Annotated in this window: 11 protein-coding genes; 4 read left to right on the top strand and 7 right to left on the bottom strand. The window is 64.4% G+C overall.

Annotated elements, in window-relative coordinates; all coding sequences use genetic code 11:
• The first annotated feature begins 306 nt into the window (after positions 1-306).
• Together rpsU and C8N35_RS15305 are read left to right on the top strand one after the other, a co-directional pair.
• Positions 307-537 carry a 30S ribosomal protein S21 gene (rpsU, locus tag C8N35_RS15310; RefSeq protein ID WP_107990593.1) on the top strand — a complete coding sequence of 77 codons (231 nt, stop codon included), beginning with the start codon at positions 307-309 and terminating at the stop codon, positions 535-537.
• Positions 538-737: 200 nt separating this feature from the next.
• Positions 738-1325, top strand: coding sequence for an NAD(P)H-dependent oxidoreductase (locus C8N35_RS15305; protein ID WP_107990820.1), 588 nt, complete (start codon positions 738-740; stop codon positions 1323-1325).
• A gap of 101 nt (positions 1326-1426) precedes the next feature.
• Here the strand turns inward: C8N35_RS15305 and C8N35_RS15300 are convergent, their stop codons facing one another.
• From C8N35_RS15300 to C8N35_RS15270, 7 genes are all read right to left on the bottom strand, one after another.
• A complete protein-coding gene (locus C8N35_RS15300; RefSeq protein WP_107990592.1) occupies positions 1427-2821 on the bottom strand; it encodes an NAD(P)(+) transhydrogenase (Re/Si-specific) subunit beta in 1395 nt (464 codons plus the stop codon).
• 13 nt (positions 2822-2834) lie between these two features.
• Complete coding sequence (locus tag C8N35_RS15295; protein WP_107990591.1) at positions 2835-3308, bottom strand: proton-translocating transhydrogenase family protein; 474 nt, start codon at positions 3306-3308, stop codon at positions 2835-2837.
• Positions 3309-4451 (bottom strand): Re/Si-specific NAD(P)(+) transhydrogenase subunit alpha, encoded by a 1143-nt coding sequence (locus C8N35_RS15290; RefSeq protein ID WP_210203549.1) that lies wholly within the window; start codon positions 4449-4451, stop codon positions 3309-3311.
• 255 nt (positions 4452-4706) lie between these two features.
• On the bottom strand, positions 4707-4991 hold the full coding sequence (locus tag C8N35_RS15285) for an aa3-type cytochrome c oxidase subunit IV (protein ID WP_107990589.1): 285 nt from the start codon (positions 4989-4991) through the stop codon (positions 4707-4709).
• Between the two features lie 122 nt (positions 4992-5113).
• Positions 5114-6496 carry an ABC1 kinase family protein gene (locus C8N35_RS15280; RefSeq protein ID WP_107990588.1) on the bottom strand — a complete coding sequence of 461 codons (1383 nt, stop codon included), beginning with the start codon at positions 6494-6496 and terminating at the stop codon, positions 5114-5116.
• A 151-nt stretch (positions 6497-6647) separates the two neighbouring features.
• Positions 6648-8513: a peptidoglycan L,D-endopeptidase MepK gene (mepK, locus tag C8N35_RS15275; RefSeq protein WP_107990587.1), complete on the bottom strand. Its 1866-nt coding sequence runs from the start codon at positions 8511-8513 to the stop codon at positions 6648-6650.
• A gap of 257 nt (positions 8514-8770) precedes the next feature.
• Positions 8771-10345 (bottom strand): sigma-54-dependent transcriptional regulator, encoded by a 1575-nt coding sequence (locus tag C8N35_RS15270; RefSeq protein ID WP_107990586.1) that lies wholly within the window; start codon positions 10343-10345, stop codon positions 8771-8773.
• A 265-nt stretch (positions 10346-10610) separates the two neighbouring features.
• Between C8N35_RS15270 and C8N35_RS15265 the strand changes: the two genes are divergently transcribed.
• Positions 10611-12437: a M3 family oligoendopeptidase gene (locus C8N35_RS15265; RefSeq protein ID WP_107990819.1), complete on the top strand. Its 1827-nt coding sequence runs from the start codon at positions 10611-10613 to the stop codon at positions 12435-12437.
• 203 nt (positions 12438-12640) lie between these two features.
• Positions 12641-13552 carry a heme-dependent oxidative N-demethylase family protein gene (locus tag C8N35_RS15260; protein ID WP_107990585.1) on the top strand — a complete coding sequence of 304 codons (912 nt, stop codon included), beginning with the start codon at positions 12641-12643 and terminating at the stop codon, positions 13550-13552.
• Positions 13553-13698 lie beyond the last annotated feature (146 nt).

Here is a 13698-nt window from a genome sequence, read left to right as displayed (position 1 = left end):
TGCGGGCGCGCAGCCGTTAGGATGGCCACAAGCGCTTTAACCCGGCGCAACGGGCGGACACTAGCCTTCCCGCGCCATTCCGTCCACCCGGACACGACCGCGCGCGGTACGATTCGAGCTTTCTTCGCCGCCTCCCAGTGGACAAGCATCCGCGCATCTGCTAAGGAACGGCCCACTTTCGCGACGCCTCGTGCGGCGCAACCGGGGCATTTGCCCGATCGCAACCGGCCATTCGGGTCACCTGCGACCGGCGCTTCGGACAGACATCCGACAACCTGACCAGTTCGGCAACACGGGATATAACGCGTGCAAGTTCTCGTTCGCGACAACAACGTTGATCAGGCGCTCAAGGCGCTCAAGAAAAAGATGCAGCGTGAAGGCATCTTCCGGGAGATGAAGCTCCGCGGCCACTTCGAAAAGCCGTCCGAGAAGCGCGCCCGGGAAAAGGCGGAAGCCATCCGCCGTGCCCGCAAGCTGGCCCGCAAGCGCGCCCAGCGCGAAGGCCTGCTGACCGGCCGTTCCGCGCCGCGTCGCTAAGGCATCCGGCCGCTCCAGGGCGGCCCACGGCCAGCGCGTTTTCCAGGCCCCGGAATTCAAACGGACTGTACGGTTCGCCGCACGGTCCGTTTCCGTTTGCCTGTTTTTCCGGGTTCGCGCCTTCGGCGAGTGACCGGCGCCACCCCGGCGGGAGCACCCATGTGCTAGTATGAATGCGGTTCCTGACAAGGGTCCGCATCATGAAGCGCAATATTGTTCTCGTTCAGGGTCACCCGGACCCGGCCCGCATCCATCTTTGCCACGCCCTGGGCAAAGCCTATGCGGATGGAGCCCGCGAAGCGGATCACCGGGTGAAAGAGATCGATATCGCGTCTCTCAATTTTCCAATTTTGCGCAACGAGGCGGACTACTCCGCCGCCATTCCCGAAAGCCTTCAGCCCGCGTTCGACGCAGTCCTGTCTGCCGATCATGTCGTCATCGTCTTCCCCCTCTGGCTCGGCACCCTGCCGGCCCTGACGAAGGCCTTCTTCGAGCAGCTCTTCCACCGCACGATCGCCTTTGAGGATGCACGCGGCAGGACCGGCTTTCCGACGGGACTGCTCACCGGCCGCTCCGCCCGCCTCGTGACGACGATGAGTACGCCCCCGCTCATGTATCGCTACTGGTACGGCGCGCACGGCCTGAAATGGTTCGAGCAAAACGCCTTGAACCTCGTCGGCATTCGCCCGGTCAGGAAGACGCTGTTGGGTCCCAGCATGTCCGCGAACGAGGCGACCCGTGCGAAGTGGGTGGAGATGATGCGGAAGTTGGGCCATGCCGGGAAATAGCCTCGGCGCGGCTGGCGACTGTGCGCGCCCGTTCCCACACGAAAAAGGCCGCGCCCATCGGACGCGGCCTTCAATCATTTCAGCAGGATCGATCGCCCGGCTTACATCGCCTTGACGATTTGCTCCGTCATCTTCTTCGCGTCGCCGAACAGCATCATCGTCTGGTCGAGGAAGAACAGCTCGTTCTGGATGCCGGCATAGCCCGAACCCATGCCGCGCTTGACGAACAGCACCGTCTTGGCCTTGTCGACGTCGAGGATCGGCATGCCGAAGATCGGCGAGGTCGGATCGTCACGCGCCGCCGGGTTGGTGACGTCGTTGGCGCCGATGACATAGGCCACATCGGCCTGCGCGAACTCGGAGTTGATGTCTTCGAGCTCGAACACCTCGTCATAGGGCACGTTGGCTTCCGCCAGCAGCACGTTCATGTGGCCTGGCATGCGGCCGGCGACGGGGTGGATGGCGTACTTCACCTCCACGCCCTCGGCCTTCAGTTTGTCGGCCATTTCGCGAAGCGCATGCTGCGCCTGGGCGACCGCCATGCCGTAGCCCGGCACGATGATGACCTTGGACGCGTTCTTCATCAGATACGCTGCGTCTTCCGCCGCGCCCTGCTTGACCGGACGTTCCTCAACGCCGCCACCGGCCGCAGCCGCCGTCTCGCCGCCGAAGCCGCCGAGAATGACGGAGACGAACGAGCGGTTCATGCCCTTGCACATGATGTAGGAGAGGATCGCACCCGAGGAGCCGACCAGCGCGCCGGTGATGATCAGCGCCATGTTGCCGAGCGTGAAGCCGATGCCGGCCGCCGCCCAACCCGAATAGGAGTTGAGCATGGAGATCACGACCGGCATGTCCGCGCCACCGATCGGCACGATCAGCAGACCGCCGAAGACCAGCGACAGGATGACGATCAGCCAGAAGACCGTGTGGCTTTCCGTCATCGCGAGCGCGACGATCAGGATGACGATCGCCGCGGCAAGCGCGATGTTGATGACGTGCCGGCCCGGCAGCAGGATCGGCTTGCCAGACATGCGCCCGTCAAGCTTCAGGAAGGCGATGACGGACCCGGTGAAGGTGATCGCACCGATGGCGACACCAAGCGAGCTCTCTATCAGCGCCTGGGCGTGGATCGAGCCCACCTCGCCGATGCCGAAGGCCTCGGGCGCATAGATCGCGCCGGCGGCCACCAGCACGGCCGCCAGACCCACGAGCGAGTGGAAGGCGGCAACCAGCTGCGGCATGGCCGTCATCGGGATGGAGCGGGCGATATAGGCGCCGATGCCGCCGCCGATGGCCAGCCCGAGCACGATCAGAACCCAGCCCGAACCCGACGGCACGGCAAGCCCGAGCGTGGTCAGGATGGCGATCGCCATGCCGATCATGCCGAAGAAGTTGCCCTGACGCGAGGTCGTGGGATGGGAGAGACCGCGCAGCGCCAGAATGAAGAGCACGCCGGAAACGAGATAGAGAAAGGCCGCGATATTCGCTGTCATGTCTGCGGTCCCTTCACGATTTTTTCTTGTACATGGCGAGCATGCGGCTGGTTACGAGGAAACCGCCGAATATGTTCACCGATGCGAGGATGAGGGCGACGAAACCGAAGCCGTGAGCCCAGGCGGTGTTCGCCTCCTGGCCCGCCACCGCGTCGACGCCGACGGCGAGCAGCGCGCCGACCACGATCACGGAGGAAATCGCGTTGGTCACCGACATGAGCGGCGTGTGAAGCGCGGGCGTGACCGACCACACAACGTAGTAGCCGACAAAGATCGCCAGCACGAAGACGGCCAGACGGAAGACGAACGGATCGATCGCCCCCCCCGATGCCGCGTGGGCGATGGCACCTGCGGCATCCGCCGCCCCCGATGCCGCCTGATCGGCGTAAGTCTGCGCGGCATCAGCCGCGGCGCGGGCCGCTTCGGCAGCAGCCTCAGCCGCATCCGCCGCCGCGCGCGCTTTTTCCAGAGCCATTTCGCTCGCCATTTATTCGTCCCCTTTCGGCGCGAATGCGGGGTGTACCACCGCACCGTCGCGCGTCAGCACCGTCGCCGATACCAGTTCGTCTTCCCAGTCGACCTTCAAGGTGGAGGTTTCCTTGTCGACCAGTGTCGTGACGAAGGTCAGCAGGTTCTTGGCATAGAGTGCGGAGGCCGAAGCCGCGATGCGGCCGGGCACGTTGAGGTGACCGACGATCTTCACGTCGGAAACCGTGGCGATCTTGCCCGGTTTGGCACCTTCGACGTTGCCGCCGCGCTCCACCGCGAGGTCGACGATCACCGAACCCGGCTTCATCGACTGCACCATGTCCTTGGAAACCAGTCGCGGAGCGGGCCGGCCGGGGATCAGCGCCGTGGTGATGACGATGTCCTGCTTGGCGATGTGCGCAGCGACGAGTTCCGCCTGCTTCTTCTGGTATTCCTCGGACATCTGCTTGGCATAGCCGCCGGCGGTTTCGGCCTGCTTGAATTCCTCGTCCTCGACCGCGATGAACTTGGCGCCGAGCGATTCGACCTGTTCCTTGGCGGCGGGACGCACGTCCGTGGCGGTGACGGCGGCACCCAGCCGGCGCGCCGTGGCGATCGCCTGAAGACCCGCGACACCCGCACCCATCACGAAGACGCGCGCGGCGGCGACTGTGCCGGCCGCCGTCATCATCATCGGCAGCGCCCGGTCATATTCGTAGGCCGCGTCGATCACCGCCTGATAGCCGGCGAGATTGGCTTGGCTCGACAGCACGTCCATCGATTGCGCGCGCGTGATGCGCGGCATGAATTCCATGGCGATGGCGGCGACATTGGCCTTGGCCATCGCCTCCACGTCCTTCTCGTTTCCGAAAGGATCCATCGTGCCGACGACAAGGGCGCCGGGTTTCATCGCGGCGAGTTCCTCGGACGTCGGGCGGCGCACTTTCAGCACCACGTCCGCGTCCTTGAAGGCAGCGGCAGCGTCGGCCACGATTTTGGCGCCGGCGTCCTTGAACTCCGCATCCGGAATTCGTGAGGCCTTGCCGGCCCCTTTTTCCACCTGCACCTCGAACCCGAGCGCAATGTATTTCTTCACCGTATCCGGCGTCGCGGCGACCCGGGTTTCAACGGCGTCGCGTTCGAGCGGCACCCCGATTTTCATATGCATCCCCCTTTGGGGAGCACGGTATTCCACGCGCGACGGCAACCGCAGCGCGCCGACCGTGCCCGGTCAGATATTGAAAGCGGCCCGTATCGAGATCGATACCCGGGCCGCTCGTTGTCCAGGCGGGTCCAGAACATGGCGGCCCCGCCTTCGAGTCTATCGCCGCGCCCTGCCAGATCACGGCGAGACGGCACGCAATTCACCTGCAGCGATCATTACCCGGCAGCCAGCCGGTTGGATGGCAGCGGCCGGTCAGGCGACTGTCAGGATCGCGAGCAAGCCCGAGATCACAAAGACCACCGCAGAAGCGATCCACCCCTTTTTTCCGGCGAACAGACCGATGACTGCAGCTATGATCGTTGCCAGCAAGACAACCGTGCCGACGAGATTGGAATACCCGCTGCCGAGCCCGAAGATCAATAGACACAGCACCACATTGATGCAGGCGATCAGGCCGACCTTGGTGAAAGCGAGGAATCCGGCATAAGTCTTCTCGTGCTCGGCATAGTCCATTGACGTCGCGTTATTCTCAGTCATTTCCCCTCCCAGTGCGAATGCCTTGAGGCAACCGCATCCAATCAATCGAACGTAAAGGATAGACACTGCGTTGATAAGAAACGCAAGGCATCCGCAGGGTCAATATGAATTCTCTTTTGGTACTACTCAACCGGCTGCAATCCGACGCCGAGCAACAGCCCGCGTTGCCGTGCGGCTACATCGGCGCGATCGAAATGTTCTATCTGCTCGTTGAAGAGCCGATAAAAATTCATCTCCGCGCGCAGGTGTAGAAAGACCCCGCCGAGACCGATAGCCGCACGATCCATGAAGACGAATTCGCGCGGCACGGTGACAGGCCCATGCTCCTTGAGCGCCTGATGGACCCGGAAGGCTTCCCGCCGCCCATACTCCGCCGGGCTCACCCCGTCGGCGATCGCGCGGGTACGATCCTCCAGCAGCGGCCCATAGATGAAGCGCGCCCAGATATTGAGGGTATCGATGAGCTCGCGTGACAGTCCGACGAAACCCCAGCTCTCGTAGGCGTGAACGATTCGCGCCTCGTCATTCGCCAGAAGCCCGCGATAGAGATCGACCACGCCGGCGACGAAGCTGCTGGGAAAGATGCGAATGCAGCCGTAATCGAGCAGGTTGATCCCGCAAGGCTCCCCCGCGTCCTCAAAAACCGTGTAGTTGCCGAGATGCGGGTCGCCGTGGATCAGTCCCACATGGGCAAAGGGATACCACCACGCCCGGAACATCGCTGCGGCGATGGCATTGCGCGCCTCCAGTGGATGGTCGCGGTAGTCCAGAAGCGGCCGGCCTTCGAGCCAGCCCATGGCGAGCAGCCGTGCGGTGCTGAGCTCATCAATCACCTCGGGCACGCGGATGGCGGGCTCGTCCGCGAAAATCTGCCGATATGCGGCCATGTGGCGGGCCTCGCGCGCGTAGTCCAGTTCCTCCCGGACGCGCTCGCCCAGTTCCACCGCGATTTCGCGGGTGTCGATCGCCGGGCGCATCCGCCGATGGATCGACAGGATCACGCCGAGTTGGTTGAGATCCGCCTCCACGGCCGAGGCCATGTCCGGGTATTGCAGCTTGACCGCCAGCCGGCGGCCATCGAGAGAGCGCGCCTCATGAACCTGGCCGAGTGAGGCGGCGGCGGCGGGGGTCTCGTCGAACGCGGCGAATTTCGAACGCCAGTCGCGCCCAAGTTCCGCAGCCATGCGCCGTTTGACAAAGGCCCGCCCCATGGGCGGCGCCGCCGATTGCAGCGTGGCAAGTTCGGCCGCGTATTCCGGGGGGATGGCATCGGGGATGGTGGAGAGAAGCTGCGCCACCTTCATCAGTGGCCCCTTCAACCCGCCGAGCATCGCCTTCAATTCTGCCGCGTTGCGGTCACGATCGCGCCCGCCGCCCACGAGCCGTGCCCCGGCCATGCGCGCGGCGAAGCCACCGACCTGCGAACCGACACGCGCATAGCGCCCGACACGCGCGGAAAGGCGGTTGGCCTCGGTGTCTGGAGGAAGCCGCTTGTCAGATGCCATGGTTTGAAGACCCCGCCTCTTTGAACGCCCCGGAACATCGCCGGTAGCCTGCTAGATAGGGGACGGGTGAGGCGATACCAATGGAAATGCGCGTGATAGCGCGAAACGCGCGATCACGAAGAGCGGATCGCGGCCGCAAGCGCGAGGAGGTTCAGTCCGTCGCCACAAGCGAAAGGGCGACCACCGCCGGGCCGTCGAAACGGTCAGTGCGCAGCGCGCCGTAGATCTGGCGTTGGAACCCGGCATTGAAAAGCCGGGTCGGACGGCCGAACAACACGCCGAGCTTACGCTGGTCGGGATGGCGAAGATCCGCGAACGCGCCGGTACGGGTGCTGTGATCGCCGGAAATCATGCGCACGTCGTTGGACGTTGGCAGCGATGCGAAATGGGCAAAGGGATCAGCGTCGGCGGGAATACGCCCGGAGAGCACAGGAGCGCGCGGAGCCGGTTTTCCCGCCTTGTTGCGCGCGGCGACTAGCGCGGCTTCCACCCGGGCGGCAACGGCTTCGCCGTCGCCCGGCGCGGCCCGAGCAAGCTTGGCGCGGGCCTCAGCCCGACCTTCGCCCGCAGGCCGCTCTCGCGGGGCGGCCGAAAGCTGGTTGTTGCCGGCCGTCACCGATGGACGTGGCCTCAGCAACGGCACGGGTTCGGAACCGCTGGCATAGGCGGCAAGAGTGGGGTTTGGTGCCTTGTCCGTGCCTGTCGACCGGCCGGGATCGACCACGGAATCGATTGCGCCGATCGCATCGACGGGCGCCGCGCGCTGGATCATCGGCTTGGAATGCGGCAGTGCCGCCACCACGATCGGTTCGGCCGCGCGCTCCGCGGGCGCGGTGCCCGCACGGTCATCCGCGCCAATATCGGCACTTGCATCGGCCACGGCCGTCAGCGTCTGCGGCTCGGCCGGCTTGGCCGGCGGCGTGACATCGGCGATAGCGACGGCGACAGGCGTGCTGTCGCCTCGTCCCGTATTTCCGTTGTCGTCCTGTCGGCCAACGCGCGAAGGCCGGGGGCTCGATGTCGTCCCCACCTCCGCCGGCGGCCTGGGACCGCCGCGTCCGAACAGGGAGGCGATCAGCGACTTGCCGCTGGTATTGCCCCCACCCACATTCGCGCCAACCGGGGTGGGCCGGATGGAGGGATTGGCCGTGACGTTGGTCAGCGACTGGCCGCGCGTGTTCCCGGCGCTGCGCTCGGGCGTATCATCATCCTCGTCGTCGTTGGAGGCCAGAACCACCTGACGGGTGCCGCTGCCGCGCGCCTTGAGGTCCGCCAGCGCCTGCCTGTAGCCGGGCATCGGCTTGCCATCGGTTGGGATGTGAATCGTCTTGCCGTTCGGGAACACGCGCGCAAGCTGCTGACGCGTCATGCGCGGCCAGTGGCGCACGTTGCCAGTATCCATATGGACGAAAGGCGAGCCCGACGTCGGATAGTAGCCCACGCCGCCGATCTGCATGCGCAAGCCGATGGCGCGCAGCTTTGCGAGATTGGCGTCGGGAATGAAGAAATCCATCGCCTTGCCGCGCATGTGCTGGCTTTTCTTGGCAACGCCGCGAGAGCGGCCGCGCAGCATGTTGTTGGTGGCCGGCGAGCGGTAACCGGAAACGACATGGATGTAATCGTTCGAACCGGACTTCTGATAGACCTCCCACACCAGATCGAACAGGTGGGGATCCATCTTGGTCGCTTCGTTGCGCCGCCAGTCGCGCAGGAACTGGTTGAGTTCGCGCAGGCCGGACTGAATGAAGCGGCCGTTCCGCTTGAACACGATCGTCGCGCGTTCGCCGGTGTGATTGTTGTAGAGCTTCAGGGAACGTGTCTCGGCTGCCGCCTCGGCGACGAGCCCGGCAAGGGAGACGAGAGTCACGACTACGCCAACGAAGATGGCGCGCGCCGCAGCACTCAGCGGGAAGCGGAGCAGATACACGCTCAATGTCTTTCTCGCATTCTGCCGCGAGGTGGCGAAATCATATCGCCAACCATTCGGACCCGGCACCCCAACACCCCCGAGTATCATTAAAATACGACAGACTCGGTTAACGAGTATTTACCGTATTTGGAACTTGGACGAAATCGTCGCCGAAAGGCGGGCAGGTCGCGTTCGTCCCGCCGAGTCTTATTCGATGAGGCGGAGAAAACCGATGCGATGAATGGACCGAACCAACGGTCCCGACGACGCAGAAACGATCATGCCCAGCCAACAGGCGCCCAATCAACATGGCAAACAGGCGATTTTGCGGCAGGAAACCCAGGGGCAACAATGTCGCACCTGGCCTATTCCGCAGCGTCCTGTCCGTTGGAGGCTTCCAGACCGTAATCCTTCAACTTTCGATAAAGGGTCGATCGACCGATCCCGAGTCTGCGCGCGACTTCCGCCATGCGTCCGCCATAGTGGTCGATCGCGGTGACGATCATGTCGCGTTCGACGCATTCAAGCGTCTGGACGTGACCGTTCCTGTCGAGCGCGCGCAGGAAGCCGAACGGCACGGAACCGTCCGTGAAACCGGCAAAGGACCCTTGCGCCTTCCACAGGGCGGCCGCGCCCGCGTGCTCCCCGCTCCGTTCGCCCGCGGCGTCGTCCGGTCTGATGGCCGGTTCGCCCGCGATCAGTGGCGCGTCGATGCGGGGTTCTCCCCCCTGCCCCCCTCCCGCTCCGCGCGAGGCGCAATTGGCCTGGACCTGGGGAAAGTCATCCGGCCTCAGGCAGGTATCGTCGCAAAGCACGACGGCACGGAAAACCGCGTTCTCCAGCTGGCGGATATTTCCCGGCCAGTCGTAGGACTGCAGCAGCGCCACCGTTTCCGGCGCCACGGTGGAGACCTTGGACTTGTGCTCTTCCGCGGCAAAGCGCGCCAGGAAATGACGCGTTAGTTCCGGAATGTCCTCCAGGCGGTCGCGCAGCGGCGGGATCCAGATCGGAAAGACGTTGAGCCTGTAATAGAGATCCTCGCGGAAGCGCCCTTCCTTGACCAGATCCATCAGCCGCCGGTTGGTGGCCGAGATCAGCCGGAAGTCGATCTTCTGCGGCCTGCGCGCGCCGACGGGATCGATCTCGCCTTCCTGCAGGGCGCGCAGCAGCTTGACCTGCACGTCGAGCGGCAATTCGCCAACCTCATCGAGAAACAGCGTGCCGCCATGGGCTTCCTGGAACTTGCCGACATGCTTGTCGACGGCGCCCGTGAAGGCGCCCTTCTCGTGACCGAACAGGATCGATTCCACAAGGTTTTCGGGGATCGCCCCGCAATTGACGGTGACGAAGGGCTTGGCGGCGCGGTCGCTCTGGCCCTGGATGGCGCGCGCGATCAGTTCCTTGCCGACACCGGATTCGCCTTCGATCAGGATCGGGATGTGCGATGAGGCCGCGCGTTCGCCGAGCCGGATGACGCGTTCCATCGAGGGCGAACGGGTGATGATGTCGGAGAAAGTGAGCGTGCCGGCGGCCGACTTGCGGAAGCGGACGATCTCGTCCTCCAGCGCGGAGACCTTCAGCACGTTGCGGATGGAGACTTCCAGCCGCTCCGGCCCGATCGGCTTGACCACGAAGTCCTGCGCGCCGGCGCGCATGGCACCCACGACCGTGTCGATGCCGGCCTGCGCCGTCTGCACGATGACGGGCGTGGAATTGCCGTCGCCACGCATCTTTTCCAAAACGGCGTAGCCGTCGAGTTCGGGCATCACGAGATCGAGAATGACCAGATCGATGTCGCCGCCTTCCGGCGCGCGCAGCACCTGAAGCGCCTCGACCCCGTTTTCCACCACCCGGGAGGAATAGCCGAAGCGGGTGACAGCCTCTTCCAGAAGCCGGCGCTGGACCGGGTCGTCATCGACGATCAGAATACGTCCACTCATGCGATCAGACATCTCCCGTGCCGCGTCCGCATCGATCCGGCCGTTTCACGAATCGGCGCCCCTCGGCTGTATCATTTCGAACCATAGTGATCGTCGTCGGTTAACAAATATCCAAACCGGCCATTAGACTTGCCCGCAACGGCATTCGGAGCTTCCCCCTGTTGGAAGTGGCGCGGATGGCATTATGTTCATGGCCGACCAATCCTTCCGAAGCCTCCCACAAATCCGGCGGAAGCTTCCGCTCAACGTTCTTTTCGGAGCAATCATGTCCCTGACCGATCCCGCCTTCTCCCCGGCCGCCACCGGCGCCGACAGCACAAGTCTCGGCTCTCTGCCGGAATGGAACCTCACCGACCTCTACCCCGCGATCGACGACCCGAGCGTCAAGGCTGATCTCTCAAAGGCGATCGACGATGCACGCGCCTTCGAGACGGCGCACAAGGGCAAGCTGGAGGGGCTGGCGCGCGCGGATGCGGCAGGCCTTGCCAGGGCGGTGAAGGACTACGAAGCGCTGCAGGAACTGCTCGGCCGCCTGATCTCCTTTGCCGGCCTTGTCTATTCCGGCCAGACCACGGATCCCAAACGGCAGAAATTCTACGGCGACGTGCAGGACAAGCTGACGACCGCCGGCACGAGCCTCCTGTTCTTCGAACTGGAGCTGAACCGTATCGAGGACGCGGTTCTCGACGCCGCCATGGCGAACGCGGAACTCGCCCACTACAAGCCGTGGTTCGACGACATCCGCAAGGAGCGGCCCTTCCAGCTGGAGGACCGTGTCGAGCAGCTCTTCCACGAGAAGTCCGCGACCGGCCGCGCCGCCTGGAACCGCCTCTTCGACGAGACGATCTCTTCACTGAAATTCGAGGTCGGCGGGCAGTCGCTCGGCGTAGAGGCCACGCTCAACCTCATGCAGGACCCGGACCGCGAAAAGCGCAAGGAGGCCGGTGAGGCTCTGGCGAAGGTCTTCGGCGAAAACCTCTCCACCTTCACGCTGATCACCAACACGCTGGCCAAGGACAAGGAGATCTCCGACCGCTGGCGCGGCTTCGAAGACGTCGCAGACAGCCGCCATCTCGCCAACCGGGTGGAACGCGAGGTGGTCGACGCACTGGTCTCCGCCGTGCACGAGGCCTATCCGCGCCTGTCGCACCGCTACTACGCGATGAAAGCGAAGTGGCTTGGCCTCGACACCCTGATGCACTACGACCGCAACGCCCCGCTGCCCAGGGCGGACGACCGCAAGATCCCCTGGGACGAGGCCAGGGCGACGGTGCTTGACGCCTATGCCGGTTTCTCGCCCGACATGGCCGGCATCGCCAAGCGCTTCTTCGACAACGGCTGGATCGACGCCCCCGTGCGCCCCGGCAAGGCGCCGGGCGCCTTTGCCCATCCGACGGTTCCCTCCGCCCACCCCTACGTGCTCGTCAACTACCAGGGCAAGACGCGGGACGTGATGACGCTCGCCCATGAGCTTGGCCATGGCGTTCACCAGGTGCTGGCCGGTCCGAACGGCGCGCTCATGGCCCCCACCCCGCTCACATTGGCCGAGACCGCCTCCGTCTTCGGCGAGATGCTGACCTTCCGCTCGCTGCTGGCGAAAGCGAAGGACGATCACCACCGCAAGATCATGCTCGCCTCCAAGGTGGAGGACATGCTCAACACCGTGGTGCGCCAGATCGCCTTCTACACCTTCGAGCGCCGCGTCCATCTGGAGCGCCGCGAGGGCGAGCTGACGTCCGACCGTCTCGGCGAGATCTGGCTCGACGTCCAGCGCGAGAGCCTGGGACCGGTCTTCACCTTCGCTCAAGGCTACGAGACGTTCTGGACCTACATCCCGCACTTCATCCACTCGCCCTTCTACGTCTACGCGTATGCCTTCGGCGACTGTCTGGTGAATTCCCTCTATGCGGTCTACGAGGAGGCGGAGACGGGCTTCCAGGAAAAGTATTTCAACCTGCTGAAGGCCGGTGGCAGCAAGCACCACTCCGAACTTCTCGCCCCCTTCGGCCTCAACGCCGCCGATCCCGCCTTCTGGAACAAGGGACTGTCGATGATCGAGCGGATGATCGGCGAACTGGACGCCATGGAATAGACGGGAACAGCTCCACCCGACCGCACTGATCCCTCCACCGTCATTGCCCGGACTTTGCCGGGTGATGACGGTGGAGGGATGGTGCCCGATGGGCGCCTCCCTCCTGCCCGCTCCCTCCCTGGCCTGCCCGCTCCCTCCCTGGCTCCATCCCCGGCGTCATCTGGTCCTTGCGTATCGATGCGAATGCCCCCTTAAAATGGGCCATGACGCACGCCCGCACGCTTTTCCCCCACATGCCCTACGACGGCTCAAAGCAGCCGTTCTCCGTCGGCCTCGCCCCTCTCGACCTCGACGACTGGATCGAGATCGATGACCGCCTGCCGGCCTATCTGGCCGAGAAGACCCGCCTCTTCACAGCCGACGAGACCGCCGTCTTTGGCGCCGAACCCCAAACGCTGGACGCGCAGGCGGAAGTGCTTGCCCTCCTGCTCGACCATCTGCCCCGCCACTTCCCCCATCTCTACACGGTGGAAAACGGCGCGATCCATATCGCGGCGACGGGCGAGACATACCGGATGGCTGATTTCGCCGACGCGCCGCTGAAGCTCGCCGCCCTCCTCGTGCAGGAGGATCTGGTGATCATGCGCAAGGGGCGCGACGGCTACCGGCTGGTTGCCGGCGCGCTGTGCTTTCCTTCGTCCTGGTCACTGAGAGAAAAATTCGGCCAGGGCATGCCGGCGATCCACGACAACGTACCCGGCTTCAACAACGGCCGCATGGGCGCCATCGTCGCGCGCATCTTCGACAACATTTCTCCCGGTTCACCCGTGTGGCGGCTCAACTGGTCGATCTACGGCGACGACGATCTGCACCACCCCTTCGCCAAGTCGCTGGAGGCGCAGGTCGACCAGGGCGCGCATGATCTCTTCGTCCGCGTGGAACGCCAGACGTTGCGCCGGTTGCCGCGATCGGGCGACGTGCTCTTCACCATCCGCATTCACGTCGATCCGTTCACGGCCTTTGCGAAACATCCCGAAGGGCCCCGGCTCGCGGCAAGCCTGTGTCGCCAGCTTCTGGCGCTCGATGCGGCGCAACTCGACTACAAGGGTCTGACGAAAGAACGCGACCGGATCGCGGCGACGCTCGTTGATCTGGCGGGAGGGACTGGCGGATAGCCGGATCGCTTTTTTCGCGTTTGGGGAAGCCGCGTTCTCAGCACCTGCGCAAAGTCAGTGACCTCCACCCGAGGTGGAGGTTTGAAACGCTGCGCTTGAACCACTGGAAGTGGTTTTGTTAGCGCCTAGTAGCTACGATTGAACAG

Source organism: Breoghania corrubedonensis (assembly GCF_003053845.1).
GTDB classification, from domain to species: Bacteria; Pseudomonadota; Alphaproteobacteria; order Rhizobiales; family Stappiaceae; genus Breoghania; species Breoghania corrubedonensis.
This window is presented reverse-complemented; position numbering and strand designations above follow the sequence as displayed.

Coding starts and splice junctions, on each gene's coding strand:
- C8N35_RS15290 (WP_210203549.1), bottom strand. CDS start 4,451: ATGAAAATCGGGGTGCCGCTCGAACGCGACGCCGTTGAAACCCGGGTC.
- C8N35_RS15300 (WP_107990592.1), bottom strand. CDS start 2,821: ATGACAGCGAATATCGCGGCCTTTCTCTATCTCGTTTCCGGCGTGCTC.
- C8N35_RS15280 (WP_107990588.1), bottom strand. CDS start 6,496: ATGGCATCTGACAAGCGGCTTCCTCCAGACACCGAGGCCAACCGCCTT.
- C8N35_RS15295 (WP_107990591.1), bottom strand. CDS start 3,308: ATGGCGAGCGAAATGGCTCTGGAAAAAGCGCGCGCGGCGGCGGATGCG.
- C8N35_RS15265 (WP_107990819.1), top strand. CDS start 10,611: ATGTCCCTGACCGATCCCGCCTTCTCCCCGGCCGCCACCGGCGCCGAC.
- C8N35_RS15305 (WP_107990820.1), top strand. CDS start 738: ATGAAGCGCAATATTGTTCTCGTTCAGGGTCACCCGGACCCGGCCCGC.
- C8N35_RS15260 (WP_107990585.1), top strand. CDS start 12,641: ATGACGCACGCCCGCACGCTTTTCCCCCACATGCCCTACGACGGCTCA.
- C8N35_RS15270 (WP_107990586.1), bottom strand. CDS start 10,345: ATGAGTGGACGTATTCTGATCGTCGATGACGACCCGGTCCAGCGCCGG.
- C8N35_RS15285 (WP_107990589.1), bottom strand. CDS start 4,991: ATGACTGAGAATAACGCGACGTCAATGGACTATGCCGAGCACGAGAAG.
- mepK (WP_107990587.1), bottom strand. CDS start 8,513: ATGATACTCGGGGGTGTTGGGGTGCCGGGTCCGAATGGTTGGCGATAT.